14 protein-coding genes and 2 pseudogenes are annotated in these 16,735 nt (G+C 31.5%); 14 read left to right on the plus strand and 2 right to left on the minus strand.

Translation table 11 applies throughout. From position 1 onward, the window contains the following. The first annotated feature begins 2 nt into the window (after positions 1-2). From IGB25_RS06650 to IGB25_RS06665, 4 genes are all read left to right on the plus strand, one after another. On the plus strand, positions 3-149 hold the full coding sequence (locus IGB25_RS06650) for a hypothetical protein (protein ID WP_211066703.1): 147 nt from the start codon (positions 3-5) through the stop codon (positions 147-149). Between the two features lie 261 nt (positions 150-410). Beyond that, positions 411-3,527 (plus strand): helicase-related protein, encoded by a 3,117-nt coding sequence (locus IGB25_RS06655; RefSeq protein WP_247653656.1) that lies wholly within the window; start codon positions 411-413, stop codon positions 3,525-3,527. After that, a complete protein-coding gene (locus tag IGB25_RS06660; RefSeq protein WP_211066705.1) occupies positions 3,527-5,692 on the plus strand; it encodes an Eco57I restriction-modification methylase domain-containing protein in 2,166 nt (721 codons plus the stop codon). The genes IGB25_RS06655 and IGB25_RS06660 overlap by 1 nt, the downstream gene beginning before the upstream one ends. 34 nt (positions 5,693-5,726) lie before the next feature. Continuing rightward, a complete protein-coding gene (locus tag IGB25_RS06665; RefSeq protein ID WP_211066706.1) occupies positions 5,727-6,758 on the plus strand; it encodes a TaqI-like C-terminal specificity domain-containing protein in 1,032 nt (343 codons plus the stop codon). Here the strand turns inward: IGB25_RS06665 and IGB25_RS15150 are convergent. Then, the gene (locus IGB25_RS15150) at positions 6,755-7,363 is read right to left on the minus strand and encodes a TaqI-like C-terminal specificity domain-containing protein (RefSeq protein ID WP_211066870.1); all 609 of its coding nucleotides are present in this window, start codon (positions 7,361-7,363) and stop codon (positions 6,755-6,757) included. The two genes, IGB25_RS06665 and IGB25_RS15150, sit on opposite strands and share 4 nt — an antisense overlap. Before the next feature lie 71 nt (positions 7,364-7,434). Here IGB25_RS15150 and tnpB point away from each other — a divergent pair, with 71 nt between their 5' ends. From tnpB to IGB25_RS14855, 3 genes are read left to right on the plus strand one after another with little or no spacing between them, the layout of a single operon-like run. Then, entirely contained in the window at positions 7,435-7,785 is a 351-nt protein-coding gene (gene tnpB, locus IGB25_RS06675) for an IS66 family insertion sequence element accessory protein TnpB (protein ID WP_211064502.1), read from the plus strand. 41 nt (positions 7,786-7,826) lie between these two features. Continuing rightward, positions 7,827-8,330, plus strand: coding sequence for an IS66 family transposase zinc-finger binding domain-containing protein (locus IGB25_RS14850; protein ID WP_247653660.1), 504 nt, complete (start codon positions 7,827-7,829; stop codon positions 8,328-8,330). A gap of 50 nt (positions 8,331-8,380) precedes the next feature. Further along, entirely contained in the window at positions 8,381-9,310 is a 930-nt protein-coding gene (locus tag IGB25_RS14855) for an IS66 family transposase (RefSeq protein ID WP_247653722.1), read from the plus strand. On the opposite strand, the gene IGB25_RS06685 is transcribed toward IGB25_RS14855, so the two are convergent. After that, positions 9,301-10,104 (minus strand): Eco57I restriction-modification methylase domain-containing protein, encoded by an 804-nt coding sequence (locus tag IGB25_RS06685; RefSeq protein ID WP_211066707.1) that lies wholly within the window; start codon positions 10,102-10,104, stop codon positions 9,301-9,303. The two genes, IGB25_RS14855 and IGB25_RS06685, sit on opposite strands and share 10 nt — an antisense overlap. 94 nt (positions 10,105-10,198) lie before the next feature. On the opposite strand from IGB25_RS06685, the gene IGB25_RS06690 reads away from it, so the two are divergent. The 7 genes and pseudogenes from IGB25_RS06690 to IGB25_RS06720 all read left to right on the plus strand — a co-directional run bounded on the left by IGB25_RS06690 (position 10,199) and on the right by IGB25_RS06720 (position 16,631). Continuing rightward, on the plus strand, positions 10,199-10,813 hold the full coding sequence (locus IGB25_RS06690) for a master DNA invertase Mpi family serine-type recombinase (protein ID WP_211066708.1): 615 nt from the start codon (positions 10,199-10,201) through the stop codon (positions 10,811-10,813). Between the two features lie 178 nt (positions 10,814-10,991). Next, positions 10,992-11,795 (plus strand): type IV toxin-antitoxin system AbiEi family antitoxin, encoded by an 804-nt coding sequence (locus IGB25_RS06695; RefSeq protein WP_211066709.1) that lies wholly within the window; start codon positions 10,992-10,994, stop codon positions 11,793-11,795. Continuing rightward, positions 11,796-12,647 (plus strand): nucleotidyl transferase AbiEii/AbiGii toxin family protein, encoded by an 852-nt coding sequence (locus IGB25_RS06700; RefSeq protein ID WP_211066710.1) that lies wholly within the window; start codon positions 11,796-11,798, stop codon positions 12,645-12,647. A gap of 835 nt (positions 12,648-13,482) precedes the next feature. After that, positions 13,483-13,779, plus strand: coding sequence for a helix-turn-helix domain-containing protein (locus IGB25_RS06705; protein WP_125466304.1), 297 nt, complete (start codon positions 13,483-13,485; stop codon positions 13,777-13,779). Between the two features lie 246 nt (positions 13,780-14,025). Next, a complete protein-coding gene (locus tag IGB25_RS06710) occupies positions 14,026-14,499 on the plus strand; it encodes a hypothetical protein (protein ID WP_211066711.1) in 474 nt (157 codons plus the stop codon). An 88-nt stretch (positions 14,500-14,587) separates the two neighbouring features. Further along, positions 14,588-15,228: pseudogene (locus tag IGB25_RS06715) on the plus strand (DUF6266 family protein). Positions 15,229-15,776: 548 nt separating this feature from the next. Next, a pseudogene (locus IGB25_RS06720) lies at positions 15,777-16,631 on the plus strand (type IV toxin-antitoxin system AbiEi family antitoxin). Positions 16,632-16,735 lie beyond the last annotated feature (104 nt).

Raw genomic sequence — 16,735 nt, forward strand, 5'->3', positions numbered from 1 at the left:
CGATGAGTGATAAAAAACAGAGCAACAATAATGATGCTAACATTAGTAAGAATGTAAGATGGGATACCCCTAAAGTCGATCCCAAAGCAGGTTCTACAATACCAAAACCGCCAACGAGTTTAAATCCTGATAGAAAAGGGAAAGAATAAACAAAATTGAGCTTTTGTCTTAATAAAAGATTCCTATTTTTATGGTTTCATAATATCCAATATTGAATGTCAACAAAGTTTTTTACCAATAAATTAAATAATAGCTTATTAAAAAAGTTCGAAGGGGTTTTCAAGAACTTACCTAACATACATAATTTTGATGCTTTGGTAGGTTATTTTAGGGCTACAGGCTATTTTAAGTTAAGACCATATTTAGAAAGTATTCCAGAGATTAGAATTTTAGTAGGAATAAACGTTGATATGGTTTTAGAAAAATATCATTCTTTAGGTCAGCAAGATATAATAAACCCTCAAGAGACAAAAGATGAGTTTATAAAAAAACTTAAAGAAGATATTCAAGAAGCTGATTATTCTAAAGATATTGAAGATGGTATAGTACAATTTATAAAAGACATTGTCAATAAGAAGATAACAATCAAAGCTCATCCTGAAAAAAACTTACACGCTAAAATTTACATCTTTAAACCAAAAGATTTTAATGAATATTCAACAGGTAGTGTTATTACAGGCTCTTCCAATCTTACGGAATCTGGTTTGGGTTCTCGTGAAAAGTCTAATTATGAATTTAATGTTGAATTAAGAGACTACGACGATATACGCTTTGCTTCAGAAGAGTTTGAATTATTATGGAGTGAATCAATAGATATTTTACCTGTAGATATTTCTAATTTGCAAAAAGAAACCTATCTAAATGACAATTTCACACCTTTTGAGCTTTACATTAAATTATTAATAGAATATTTCGGTAAACGAATTGAGTATGACCCAACAAATATAGATTTACTACTCCCTGACAAATACAAAAGATTAACATATCAATCAGAAGCGGCCATTGAAGGCTATGAAAAATTGATGAAATATAATGGCTTCTTTTTAGCTGATGTTGTTGGTTTAGGTAAGACAATTGTCGCTTCAATTATTGCAAAGAAGTTTGTCTTTGAAAATGGGTACCACTCTAAAATTCTAATTGTCTATCCACCAGCTTTGGAAGATAACTGGAAAAAAACAATTAAAGATTTTCATATAGAAAATAATACTTATTTTATTTCCACAGGGAGCTTACATAAAGTGTTAGAAGATAAATATTTAAATTATCCTAATCCTAATGAGTATGATTTAATTATTATTGATGAAGCTCATAAATTTAGAAGTGATACTTCTAATATGTATGAGAAACTACAAACCATAACTAAAACAGATAGACGAATACCTGGTTCTAATGGTGATACACGTAAAAAAGTAATGTTACTTTCTGCAACACCTTTAAATAATCACCCTTCTGATATTGAAAATCAAATTTATTTATTCCAAGATAAAAGAAATGCTACATTACCTAGTGTGAAGGACTTGCAAGCATTTTTTCAACCTTTAAAAGATGAGTACGATGAATTAAAAAAGGATAATATGCTCAATATCGAAAAGGTAAAAGCAATATTCGATAAAATAAGGGATAAAGTTATTGAACCTTTGGTAATTAGAAGGAGTAGGACTGATATTGAAAACAATAAAGATTTTAAAAAAGACATTAAAGAACAGGGCATTATTTTTCCTAAAATAAACCCACCTAATGAAGTCAAATATAAATTTGATGATGCATTAAGTGTCTTGTTTGATACGACTATTACAATGCTTACCTCTATGGATGAAAATCGTAATACCGTTGATGGTATTGGGTTTTATCGATATAGGGCAATTGAATATTTAATAAATGAAGAAGATAGAAAACGCTACGGTGATGTTACTTCTATTTCAAACAGATTATCTGCCATAATGAAAACCTTATTGGTAAAACGTTTAGAGAGCAGTTTTTATGCTTTTAAAATGTCCTTATCAAGGCTTCATAAAAATACAGAGCATATGATTAAAATGTTTGAAGATGATAAAGTCTATGTTGCACCAGATATTGATGTGAATAAATATTTGAATGAAGGAAACGAAGAGGCTTTAGAAGAGAAAATCAACCACAAAGGAGGTAATAATCAAATTTATATTGCAGAAGATTTTAAAGAAGATTTCATTGAGTTATTAAAAACGGATGAAAAAAAAATCAAGGATTTGGTAGACCAATGGGCTAAAATAGACTATGATCCTAAATTAGATAAGTTTATTGCAGATTTAAAATCTAAATTCCTAAACAAAAAAAACAATCATTCAGGAAAATTAGTGGTGTTCTCTGAATCTAAAGAAACTATTGGGTATGTTAGTAAAACGCTACAAGAAATAGGTGTCAATAAAATATTGACTATTAGTGCGGCAAACCGTAAAGATAAGTTCCCGATTATATTAGAAAACTTTGATGCCAATCAAGACAAAGCAAGTTGGAAAAACGATTACAATATTATATTCACGACAGAAGTGTTAGCAGAAGGTATTAATTTACATCGTTCTAATGTCATTGTTAACTATGATGTTCCTTGGAACTCAACCCGTTTAATGCAACGTATTGGGCGGGTTAACCGTATTGGTACAGAAGCCAAAGAAATACACGTTTTTAATTTTTATCCATCAGACAAATCAGACAATCAAATAAAATTGACCAATACTGCCATTAAAAAATTGCAAGCATTCCATAGTGCGTTTGGGGAGGATAGTCAAATTTATTCACAATTGGAGGAAGTTGGAGAAGCTGGTTTGTATGGGTCTAAACTAAAAGAGGAAGTCAATGAAACCCTGTTGTTTTTGCAAGAATTAAGAGAGTATAAAAAGAAAAACATTAATAAGTTCAATCAAATAAAAAGCATTCCTAAAAAGTCTCGTATTGCTCGTAAATCAAGTAATATTGATTCTTTTATTAATGTTGATAACGCTTCAATAACCTATATAAAAAGTGAAGGACACCCAGGGGTATTTTACAAGACTGATGAAAACAATATAGTTCACGAACTTACTTTTGTAAATGCGGCTAAAATATTTAAAGCAAGTGTTAAAGAGAAAGCTGTAAAACTACCAGAGAATCATCATAAACAAGTAACAAAAGCCTTAACACACTTCAAAACAGTTGCTAAAAATATTGAAACTAAAAATGTAACAAAAGCTCAATTGTCGGCTACTGAAAAGAAAGTTATTACAGATTTAGAATTTTTTATTGGTGTGGCAGAAAATGAATTTATCAAAAATCAATTACAAAGAGCATTAGATGAAATCTACAAAGGGTCTCATAGACAATTGCCTAATAAATTACATAGATTTTTCAAATCAAATACCGAAAATGACCCCCAAAAAGTAATTGACAACTTATTCAATGATGTATTAAAAACTATGAATTTTAGTGATACAGCAAGAATAAAGCGACAAAGAACATCACTTTTCAGTAAACCTCAAATTGTTATTTCAGAATCTTACATCGAAACTAAATAATGGAAAATATCTTATCACAAGTATTTACTTCAGATTATAATCGTGCTTCATTCGAAGAAAATATATTAAAGCCTATATTTCTTAAATCGGTTAAGGATTTTGTTTTATATGATGCTGATGGCGAACAAGAAGTAGAATTAACCGACACCGAAAAACGTACGGCAAAAAAAGTGGTCAAGTATGGCGAATTTAAAACCCACGATGATAGAAAAATTGAACTTTATGAAGTAACCGTTGAAGATTTTAGACAGGTGAAAATTGCTCGTGTAGGTTTAGGTGCATTGGTTAAAAAACTAATTATAGGTAATAATGCCGTATTTGCAACTTTTAAATATGAGAATACAGTTGAAAAACACTGGCGGTTTTCATTCATTGCTTATGATAGTTTTTTTGAAGACGGTCAAGTTCAAACAAAAGAAACCAACCCAAAACGCTACACCTATGTGTTTGGCGATAAAGAGGAAACGTATCGCACGGCCATAGATCGTTTTCAAGAACTAGACAGTAAATTTCAAATAAAGGTAAAAGATATTCAAGAAGCTTTTGCTGTAGAGGCAATGTCTAAAGAGTTCTTTGATGAGTATAGGGAAACCCACTATGCGAAATTTGTGAAATATCTTCTTAGTGAAGAGTTTCAAAAAAAAGGGAGTAAGTATGAGTTAATTAAAGTACAAAACCCTTCACCGTTTTTAGCTTCGGTTTTTGATGGCAATAAAAAGGATGCTCGTGACTTTTGTAAAAAGTTATTAGGGCAAATAGTGTTCTTATACTTCATTCAGAAAAAGGGATGGTTAGGTGCTACAAACATCAATTATAAAGAAGGTAATGGAGATAAAAACTTCATTCAAAATTTTTATAAACAAGCTGGTGAAAATGATAACTTTTATCCGCTTTGGCTATCTAAACTATTCTACGATACTTTAAACCAAAAAAGGAATAATGATAATTTTACTATGCCTGATGGTTCAATCGTTAAAATACCTTATTTAAATGGGGGGCTGTTTGAAAAGGAATCTGAAAAATTTGACCATTTGGTGTTTCCAAGTGAGTTGTTTACAGATTTATTCGAATTTTTTAACCGTTTTAATTTCACTATATACGAAAACAGTCCCGAAGAACATACCGTCGCGGTTGACCCTGAAATGCTCGACCATATTTTTGAAAATCTACTTGAAGACAATAAAGACAAAGGAGCTTTCTATACCCCAAAGGAAATTGTGCAGTATATGACACAAGAATCCTTAATTGAGTATTTAGTAACTCATTTAGGTGACGGAACCAAGCAAGGAGTTAGTCAATTTGTAAAACAAAAGGATAAAGAAGCTTTAACAAATGTACAACTTAACGAAATCAATAATCTTCTAGACAAGGTAAAAATATGTGACCCTGCTATTGGTTCCGGTGCATTCCCTATGGGCTTGCTACAAGAAATATTTGCCCTAAAAGAACGCATAGCTTTCGATTTAGGTTTTAAAGTTTGGAGTCCCGCAACTGTAAAAGAAAACATTATACAAAACTCTATTTATGGTGTAGATATAGAAAAAGGAGCGGTAGATATTGCACAACTGCGTTTTTGGTTGAGTTTAATTGTTGATGAAGAAGAGCCCAAACCATTACCTAATTTAGCCTATAAAATTGTGGTTGGAAATTCATTAGTAGGCAAATTTGAGGACGAAATTATTGAAATAGACTGGAGTACAGACGACACTAAAGAAGGCTTGTTTGCCCAAGAATTGATTAACGAAAAAACAGAACTGTTAAATAAAATTTCAGAAAAACAAAAAGATTTTTTTACAGCAGATGCCAATGAAAAATCGACTTTAAAAAAAGAAATTAGGGACTTAAAATTAGATATTCTTTCAAAGCAACTGGCATTGATGATTGAAACCAAAGGATATCAAAAGCAAGCAGGCAAAAAATTAACCAAAAAAGAAACCGAAAAATGGTTGGAGACTGAAGGTTGGAAACGCACCCAACAAAAAATTAAAGAATTAAAGCAAAACAATAAACCATTTAACCATTTTGATTGGCGATTGGACTTCCCTGAAATCCTAAATCCAATGTTACAAAAAAACGGTGGTTTAAATTCGGCTATGGGGTTTGATATTGTGATAGGCAATCCGCCTTACGTTAAGGAATTCATTTTCAGAAATAAAATACGGTAACTATGAAGCGTATTACAAAACAAGGTATGGAGGTATGAAATACATGGATATTTTGAAGTTATTGTGGATAAAAGGAGTATATCCTATTATTATTTTAGGGAATGCCAAAAAAGATAGCACTAACACTAGTTTTGTCGAATATTATCTAAACCATTTTTCTGATTTAAAATACGGCGTTTTTAAAAAAGTGAAACAAATGCCAAATTATAAATCATTAGTTGATTCTGGTGTGAAAATCAGCTCTGGAGCTACTGGTTTTCAAGCTCAACAGCTCAAAAAAAATGTAATAGAAGAAAGGTTATTGGGCTCTATTCCCTTTACCGTTAGTGGAAATGTTGATAGGTATAAGTTTAATAATGAAGATGTTCAATTTATGAAAAGGCGTTATTCAGAAGCTTATGTTACAAAAACACCTGATCTGGCTGAATCAAAATGGTCTTTTTGGAATAAACCTAAAATTGTAATAGCTGGAATGACAAAAGTGGTAGAAGCAGTCTATACAACTAAACCTTTAGGACTTGGAGTTGGTGTTTATGGTATTTATGATTTCGGAGAATTTGAACCTTATGCTTTAACAGCTATTCTTAACAGTAGATATTTGTCTTATTATTTTAGAAATAAATTTAAAGACAAACATTTGGCAGGAGGCTATCTTGCAATAAATAAATCAACTATAGAATCATTTCCAATTGTTGAGGTAAATTTTGATAAGCAATCAATATTAACTAAACTATCAAGATATCTACATTGGATTATAGGTGTAGAAAAACAAAAATCTTATGGTAAGAATAAAGTATCTGAAATAGAAAGACTTATTGAAGGAATTATAGATGCGATTATATATGAATTATACTTACCAGAGCTTTCACAAAAACATAATTGTACCATAATAGAGCATTTAGGCGAGTTGCCAAAGTTTACCGAATCTATGTCAAATACGCAAAAAGAAGAAATTATAACAACTGTTTTTTACCGATTGAACAACAAACATCATCAATTGTATAAAAGCCTAAATAAACTTAAAGAAATTGACGAAATTGCGATTATTGAAGGTCTTAAAGATTAAATTGCAATGCTTTCATACTCCTGTTGTGATAACGGAAATTTATCATCAATGATTTTTACATTATCGTAGGTTAAGTTATAAAGTCGGTATATTATATTGTCTATCTCCTGCTCTAAATGCAGGGTATCTTCGTTTTTAGATTTTTTGTCTAAAATTTCTGCAACCATATTTGATAGTAAGTTTACTGTTTTTTCAGGTGTATTAATAATTGGAATATTTACCAAAGGTTCTTTATCAATTTGATAGTTGTTTCCCTGCATTTTCCCTTTGTAGCGTAACCAAAAAGCAATGAGCTTTGAATTTAAAAGTGCGGTTAAATATTTTAGATTAAATGTATGGGGTTTGATAGAGTAAAAAGTCTGTGTTACATAACAATCGAAATCAGTATAAGTAAAACAAGGTTGATGATTTTTTCTTAATGATATTATTTTTTCGCCTTTAAAAAACTCTTCATTTCTTGCCCGATGTAAGCCATAAGGTTTGTTATCTGATGTTATAATATCCGAATACTTATCTAAATGGTGTTTAATATTAGGGTATGAATCAATGTTGTTTTTTATATCAGATTTTGTATAAATAATCCACTCTTTGTTTTTATTATGTATCCCACCGACTAACTACATATTTGACACATAATAATTTGAGCATAGATTTGATGTCTTAAAAAACATCAACTATGTTAACATTACATGACACACTCAAATTTGAGTTATACTTAGAACCAACCGACATGCGAAAGAGTTTTGACAGCCTATCAGGTATTGTAAAAACAGAACTTAAAGCAAACCCAACTAGTGGAACAGCTTATTTGTTTGTCAACAAGCTACGCAATAAGATAAAGATTTTGCAATGGCGTACTGGTGGCTTTATATTGTATTACAAACGACTTGAAAAAGGAACTTTTACACTTCCTGATTATGAAAAATCTGTGCGAAGTATCATTTTAGATTATGCTCAATTAGTCTTACTTTTTGATGGCATAACCATAGGAAATTTAACACAAAAAGAACAACAAAAAGCTGTATAAAGCTTTGTCATTACTGATATTTTACGTATTTTTATATCGTGATGACGTATCAAGAATTACTCAAAAAAAACGAAGAAAACAGCATTTTTATAAAAAATCTAAAAGCAAAAAATGCATCACTACAAGCTCAATTAGATCAGCTTGTAAAACTCATTAACGGCTTCAAGTCTGAACGCTTTGTTTCTAATGAAGTATCTAATGAGCAATTCAATCTGTTTTCAGATACCAACCAAGAGATAGAAGCGTCAGAAGAAGAACCATCGCAGACTATAACTTACAATCGTAAGAAGAAAAAACACCATGGGCGTAATAAACTACCTGAACATCTACCAGTAAAAGAAGTTATCATTGAGCCAAAAGAAGATACAGAAGATTTGGTGAAAATTGGAGAAGAAGTTTCAGAAACCTTAGAATATACCCCAGCAAGCTTAATAAAAAGACGCACGATACGACCAAAATACGCCAATAAAAGTAAGGACAAAATAATCATAGGTGAGTTACCTACTCGTCCTATCCCAAAATCAATAGTTGAAGCTTCCTGTTAGCCTATATATTAACGGCTAAATTTGTTGACCATTTACCTTTATACAGACAAATTCGACGTTTCAAAAGAGAATTTGGTTGGGAAGTAGCTCAAAGCACAATGTGCGATTGGGTTGATAGCTGTTGTCAACTATTAGATCCGCTATACAATACCTTAAAACAAAAAATATTAGAATCCGATTACATACAAGCAGATGAATCCCCGATTAAAGTATTAGACAAAGACAAAAAAGGAAGCACCCACCAAGGTTACCAATGGGTATATCGCAACCCCTTGCAAGGTCTTGTATTATTCAATTATCACAAAGGACGTGGGCAACACGGTCCTAAAGAGATATTACTCAATTACCAAGGCTATTTGCAATGCGATGGCTACCAAGTATATGATAAAATTGGGCAACAACAAGGTATTACATTAGTAGGATGTTTGGCACATGCTCGAAGAAAATTCTTTGATGCAAAAGACAATGACTCAACTATAGTAAATAAAATTCTTGAACAAATTCAAAAAATATATCTCGAAGAAAGAGAAATAAAAAAAATAGCAAAAGAAGACTTAGCACTCAAGCAAAAGTTACGAGAAGAAAAAATAGCTCCAAAACTTGAGCAAATAAAAACTTGGATAGAAGCACAAAGCATAAAGGTATTACCTAAAAGTGCAGTAGGTAAAGCTATGAGTTATTACCTCAATCAATATCCAAAAATAAAAGCCATTACATTAGATCCGAGATTAGAGTTAGACAATAATCTAATTGAAAACGCCATACGTCCGCTTGCACTAGGAAGAAAAAATTATCTTTTTGCTGGATCACATAAGGGAGCTCAGAACATTGCTATAATGTACTCTTTATTTGCCAGTTGTAAAATCAATAATGTAAACCCACAAGAATGGTTGAAAGACGTACTTGAAAAAATACCAGATTATAATATTCAAAAACTTGAAGAATTACTCCCTAATAATTGGATACAAAATCATAAATAACATGTAGTTGCTCGTGGGGATACTTTATTATCTCCATAATATTTATATAATTCAGAAGTCGAGTAAAATGGTTTTATAAGCTGATATTCATCATTATTTAAATTTAGATTATTTAATTCTCTCTCACTAATCTGAAAAATTCCATCATTTACACTGAAGTCATCACCTAATTTATTTGCATTTTTTTGATTTAATTTGTCTTGAGGATAAACAATACCTTGTGCTATTTCATCAGAGGTCAAATAATCAATTTCATTTTCAAGTATTGAGTTAAGAACATTATCAATTTTAGGGTTGTTAAAAGTGATTAGACTATCATAATATAGGGTACTGTCAAAATCTAATGTATATTTTTCATCAACTCCTGTATCATTTTTAAAGTTTAAGAAATGTTCTAACTCTTTCTCCTTAATCGTATCGTCTTTGAGTAAAGAGTACTTCAAAGGATAAGTGCTATTAGGTATTTCTTTTTTTAGTAAATAGACCATTGTTTGTATACCAGCAGTTTTAAACACCTTGTAATTCCAAAAATCTGTGAATAGTTTTATTTTGGTCTCTTGGAGTATTTTATTTCTGAAAATAGAAGCTCCAGCACTTGTAATCCAATTGTTCTGGGCTATAAAGCACTCTACGCCATTTTCTTTTAATAAATCAATTCCTTTACAGGCAAAACCATACCAAATATCCATTTTACCTTGGTAATAAGGGGATTGTTCTCTAAAACCATTAAAAGCTGTTCTGTTTGTGTATTCCTTAATGTATGGAGGGTTGCCTATAATTATATCAAACCCCATAGCCGAATTTAAACCACGATAAAAAACGCATCGTTTTTATCGACTAAATTTGTTTACTATTAATGTAAACAATTACTTTAACCAACACCAGACTATGAATTACGCATACATAAGAGTCAGTACAGAACGGCAAACCGTAAAAAACCAACGCTTTGAGATTAAGAATTTTGCAGAATCAAGAGATATAGAAATCAATAAATGGATAGAGGAAAAAATTAGCTCTATTGAGCGACTTGAAGATAGAAAATTTGGAAAACTCCTCAATAAAATGCAAAAAGGAGACCAACTAATTGTTACCGAGTTGTCCAGAATGGGTAGAAACTTAATGCAAATAATGAAAATTTTACACGATTGTATGGAAAAGGACATTAAGGTTTATACTATAAAAGAGCATTATGAGTTAGGGAATAATATCAATTCAAAAGTATTGGCATTTGCATTTGGTTTATCAGCAGAAATAGAACGAAACCTCATTTCCCAACGTACAAAAGAAGCACTCGCTAGAAAAAAAGCAGAAGGTGTAATTCTAGGTCGCCCTAAAGGAAGTAAATCTTCAAAAACTAAATTAACCGGAAAAGAAAAGCAAATAAAAAAGTTGCTAGATAAAAAAGTATCTTATAGTGCTATTGGGAGAATCTTAAACGTACACAGATTAACGGTATCTAAATTTGTAAAAGAGCATCAGTTGGAAACTAAAGAGTTACTGTAACGATGTTACCAATCACGTACCAAAAAGACTCACTTTTTAAGTCTTATTGTTACATAAAAGGTAGAGATTTGTTATTAGAAGCAGGTATTTTTAAAATAAATAAACTACCTTTACCATTCGTGTAACAATAGACCCCTATTTTTAGGGTTTATTGCGACATAAAAGGTAATGTTAAGATATGGCAAAAAGTACGTATATATCAGAAAATTTAAATGAAGACCAAATAGCTCTATTGAAGTATTTAGAAGATAATGAAATACTATACTTCAACTTAAAAGACTTGACTACTCAACTTTCTGTAAATCTAACCGATAATGTAAATGAGTTAGTAGAAAACCTATACCAAAAAGAGTTGTTAGTGCGTATTGAAAGAGGGGTATACGCTAAACCTAACTACAACAATGTGAATGTATTGGCAACCTTTATAAGCCAAAACAGTAGTATTGCCTACTGGTCGGCTTTATACCATCACGGGCTAACAGAGCGTTTTCCTAATACGGTATTTGTAAAAACCACCCAACGCAAACGAGAAACACAAATATTAGGTTCTACCATAAAATTTGTAAGTGTAAAAGCAACAAAAAATATAGGTATTATACAAGAAGGCTATGGAGACGATAGTTTTTCCATAACAGATGTAGAAATGACTTTAGTAGATTGTTTTGACCAACCTCGTTATGCAGGTGATTTCGCAGACCTTATAAAAGCCTTTGCTAATGCAAAAATAACCAACAATAAACTAATAGAATACACCAAAACCTATAACAATATTGCCTTGACAAAGCGATTAGGATATCTGGCTTCCTTGTTTCATAAAGAAAAGCTACAAAGTTTTATCAATTATGCCAAAACACAGGTGAATAAACGATATAGTTTAATAGATGCCGGAGGTATAGAAGAAGGCGAGTTTGTAAGCGAATGGAAATTACGCTTAAATAGTAGTAAAGAAAGCTTATTACAAATGGCACAAACCGAATATTAAATGATTTTACAAAAAGAAATAATTGAAAAAGTTCAAGAATGGAAAGTGCCACCGGATACAGTAGATAAAGATTATGTATTAGGACATTTTTTATCGGTCTTTGTAGACCATTACAAAGACGATGTAGTCTTTAAAGGTGGAACTTGCCTACGCAAATGCTATATCAAAAACTACCGATTTTCAGAAGACTTGGATTTTACAGCATTGAATAAAAATTTTGTATTAGACCAAAAAACAGTACAAAGCATAGCTAAAACCACAGAAGAAAGAACAGGGATTCAATTTAGTGTAGATAAAGTAAAACCTTTACTATTCAAAGATGATCCCAAAGGCTACCAAGTGTACATAAAATATTGGGGAGCTAATCACTCTAAAAACCAACGCCCGTTACCGTCCAATCGATGGCATACCAAAATAAAGCTTGAAATAAGTACTGATGAGGTATTGTTATTGGATACAGAAACAAAGGCTATTATGCATCCGTATTCTGATGAGCTAACGGGCGAAAAACAAAGCAATTGTTATAGCATTAATGAGGTAGTAGCAGAAAAATTACGAGCATTAAAACAGCGGTCTTATACAGCTCCAAGAGACTTTTACGATTTATATCATTTAACAGAAAAGTTTACCAAAAAAGACTGGGAAACGATTATTCCTATTTTCCTTAAAAAAATGGAGCATAAAAATCTGGAGTATCAATCCCCCGAGGATTTAATAGACGAATCTAAACTCCTCAATGTAAAACGAGCGTGGAAAACTAGTGTAGCACATCAAATTACAGAAGGACATCAACCCGAAGCAGATGAAATCATTGAAACAGTAGCAGAAAGAATCAAACAGTATTTAAGTTAATAATGATATATCTATATTAGAAAATATAGTTGACTAATTCCACACAGCCCAAAACCCAGATTTTTTTTAAAACGAATTTATAATTTTACTATAAGAGTTTTCAAAAAAAGCCCCTGTCTTTTGGGCTGTTCCGCTTACCACCACACTTGTGTTTTTTGGTTGCCAACCCGCACACAGCACATTGCTTATTTTATTTAAGGGTATATTTTAAAAAGTGGTATAATAAAAAAGCAAAGAGCTGTTGCCAACGCACACACCAAAAACCACCCCAAGCTATGTTTACATAATGCGCTGTTATAATAGCAGACGCTACACCCACCGCATCACCAAAGCTGTAGTTATAACGCCATTATGTAAAATAGCCGCTTTTCCCACGCTCACACCCGAACTTTCAATAAAAATCCGAACTATATTTAAACAATAGCCATTTGAAATTTTAGATTAAAATGAAGCATATTCGTTATCTCATTCAAGTCGCACAAAACCATCGTTAAGTCCAAGTATTCCTTACCTCAAGTCTTTGTTTGTTTCATATCATTAACAAATATAAAAGACCACTTTTCCCCGCCACCCAAGTCAGCGGTTTTAAAAAAATAGGTTCATAAAATGTAGTAATACGCCATAGCATATTGCTTTTTCTCGTACCTCAAAAAAACAAAAAGCTATTGCCTAAAAGTCCTGTATAAGTAGCTTGTTTAAATGCTGTTTTATCAAACAACTATTTAAAACGCTACCCATACAACCGCTTCATCCAATGCTCAAATTGGTGATAACCTATTTTTTTAAGAGTTTATGCCCCAAAAAGTGGAAATCAATTACCTAAAAAGAAAACAAGATGATTACAAAAACAATTCAAATCACAGAGGTTACAATAGATGAATTAGCAGATGCGGTAGCAGATAAACTAATGTTTAAAATTGAAAACTACCTTAAAGAATTATCTAAAAAACAAAATGATGAAATCCTAACAAGACAAGAAGTAGCCGATTATTTAAGGATAAGTTTAGTAACAATACATTCCTGGAATAAACACGGCATTTTAAATCCAATTCGTATGGGCAACAGAATTTTTTACAAAAAACAAGACATATTAGATGTTTTAGAACAACAAAAAATAAATAAAAAAAGGTAGCAAATATATGTGGCTACCACAGCCAACGCGCAAGGCTATAAAGGTCACGCCCTACGGGTTTTGAATAAAACTTTTTTCAAAAGCATTTTTCACAATCATTAAACAATTAATCTCAAAAAACTTTTATCCAAAAACCTTGACAGCCTTATCCACGCCACAAGAGCATTAGGCTTTCTTTTTTTATTGTTTTTCTTTTAAAAAATTAATGGTGCGAAGCGTAGCGAAGCAATTTTAAATTGGATAGCTATGTCAACTTTTGAACTAAAAACACACCAAATCGGAAGAATCTACTCGCAACCTCATTTTTTTATCCTGAACAAAGGGCAAAACAGCGGAAAGCCTTTAATAAATCCTTGTCCTAATTGTTTTGTTGTATCTACATCAACCGAAGAAGAAAAGCACACCCTTTACCATTTATCAATGATGTTGCAAATAGGCGGTTTTTATGCTTATTATTTAAAAGGGAGTGTTATTCCGTTTATCTCAATAGATGATTGTAGAAACACCTTAAATAATAGTTATACCTCGTTGTTAAGTAATGAATTTGAGTTACAAAAGCATATTAATATAGTGTCAGCAATTTGTAAAAAAGAAGCTGAACTTCAAAAAGTAATTTCAAAAATGGCAGATTTAAAAGTGTCATACATACAAAATCTATTTTCTAAAAAGCAAAATCGGGCAACAAAGGGCAACAAAAACCAAATCAATCTATTAGCATAGTATTTGCCATATATTACTTGTGTTGGTTAAAGACCGTACCAAGTCCGTACCAACTTCGAACAAGTATTAATTTTAAATTTTATATACAATGGGTGTTATTTCACAAGGAATCCTGGGCGGTGTATCAGGTAAAGTAGGAAACGTAGTTGGTGCTTCTTGGAAAGGTATTGACTATTTGAGAATTAAGCCTTCAAATGTGGCAAATCCACGAACAGAAGGACAAGTTAACCAAAGAAACAAGTTTACTGTTACTTTGGAGTATCTACAACCGAATTTAGGTTTTATCAAGAAAGGGTATAAATCTTATGCGGTGCAAAAAACAGAGTTTAATGCAGAATGTCTTATGTATTGAATAATGCGATTACAGGAGTCGCACCAAACTTTACTGTAGATTATTCTTTAGCTTTATTAAGTAGAGGTAATCTATCTGGAGCATTGAACCCTGCAACAGATTTAGCAACTGCGGGACAAGTAGAATTTACTTGGGATGATAACTCTGCTGAAGGTAATGCAAATGCAACTGATAAAGCAATGATTTTAGTTTACAATCCAAGTAAAAAGGAATCAATGTATATTCTTGATGGTGCTGATAGAACTGTAGGATCTCAAATCATTACAATTCCAAGTACCTATGCAGGTGATACAGTCGAGCTTTTTATGGCATTTATTACTGCTGAAGGTAATACAGTGTCAAACAGCGTTTATTTAGGCTCTGGAATAGCTAATTAACGGTTGATGTTTTTATGTATGAAACCACTCTTTATGAGTGGTTTTTTTATGCTATATTCGTAATTGAATTTATTAATAATTGCCCTTAATTTACCCTTTTTAGGTGTTTTTTGTATCCTATTTGTTGCCCAAATGTTCTAACCCCAATAAATACAAGAAAAATTACATATTGTATTGGGAAATAACACCAATTTAAACCCAAATTATACATTAGAGCATAATCCCTCCATAATAGCCGACCAAAACATAGTTTTGACGAGGGTTTGTGAATAATGACACTCTGACTTAGAAAAATTTTTATGCTGAATAATAAAGTTGAAATGTTAGTATTAAAAGAAACGTTCATTATATTTGTATGTTCATTGTCACTGAACGTTAATAAATAATGAACATATATGATGTATAAAAACAATGATTTTATTTATGAAGCAGTAGCAAACTTAGAAAGCCTCTCTGGTATATCAATAGATATTGAGACTTCGAGAGCTAAATATGATGCTATTTTAAAAATAAAAGATACACAGTTTATCGTTATGGCAAAATCAGTTATGCGAGCATCTAACCAAGGGTTTATACTGTCACAATTAGAAGATTTAAGAAATATAAGCAATAGACCAATAATCTTTATTGCCGACTACATCTCTAAAGAAGGAGCAAGCCAACTCAAGGAAAGAGGCTTTAATTATTTAGATACTGCTGGAAATGCTTTTATAAGAGAATATGATTTAATTATTTATGTAGGAGGTCAAAAAAGAACACTAAAACAACATACCAATCAGTCTAGAGCATTCCAAGAAGCAGGTATAAAAATTATTTTCCATCTTTTAAATAACCCACAAAATTTACAAAATTCATATAGAGAAATTGCCCAAAAAATTAATATCTCAATAGGTTCTGTTAGCAATGTATTAGCTGAACTTGAAGACTTAAATTTTTTAATTAAGACTAAGGATAAAAGAGTCCTAAAACACCAAAAAGAACTTTTAGAGCGATGGATAGTCGAGTTCAATACGGTTTTAAAGCCTCGCATCTTTAGAAGTAAAATGAAATTCATTGATACCAATGCCGAAAAAAAATGGAAAAATGCTTTAATCCATCAAAATTCAGGTGATATCCTTTGGAGTGGCGAACCAGCAGGTGCTTTATTAACTGAAAATTTAAAACCTCAAGAGTTTATAATCTACAGTAATTTAGAATTGCCAGAAATAGCTAAAACCCTAAAATTCATACCAGATAAAAACGGCAATGTAGAAATAAGACAAAAATTTTGACCAAGCCATAAGTCTAATCAAAACATTGCACCCACACTATTAGTTTATTCCGATTTAATCAACAGTAAATATGGCAGAAATGTAGAAACAGCTAACCAAATATTTGACAATGAGCTACAGCATATCCAGTAAAAAATTTAATCATCCACTATTAAAACCTATTTTACAAGAATTAACCGACTATTTCAAAGCATGGGGTATTTCCTTTTTTGTCATTGGGGCGACAGCTCGAGATT

This window comes from Flavobacterium sp. CS20, assembly GCF_018080005.1.
Classification (GTDB): domain Bacteria; phylum Bacteroidota; class Bacteroidia; order Flavobacteriales; family Flavobacteriaceae; genus Psychroflexus.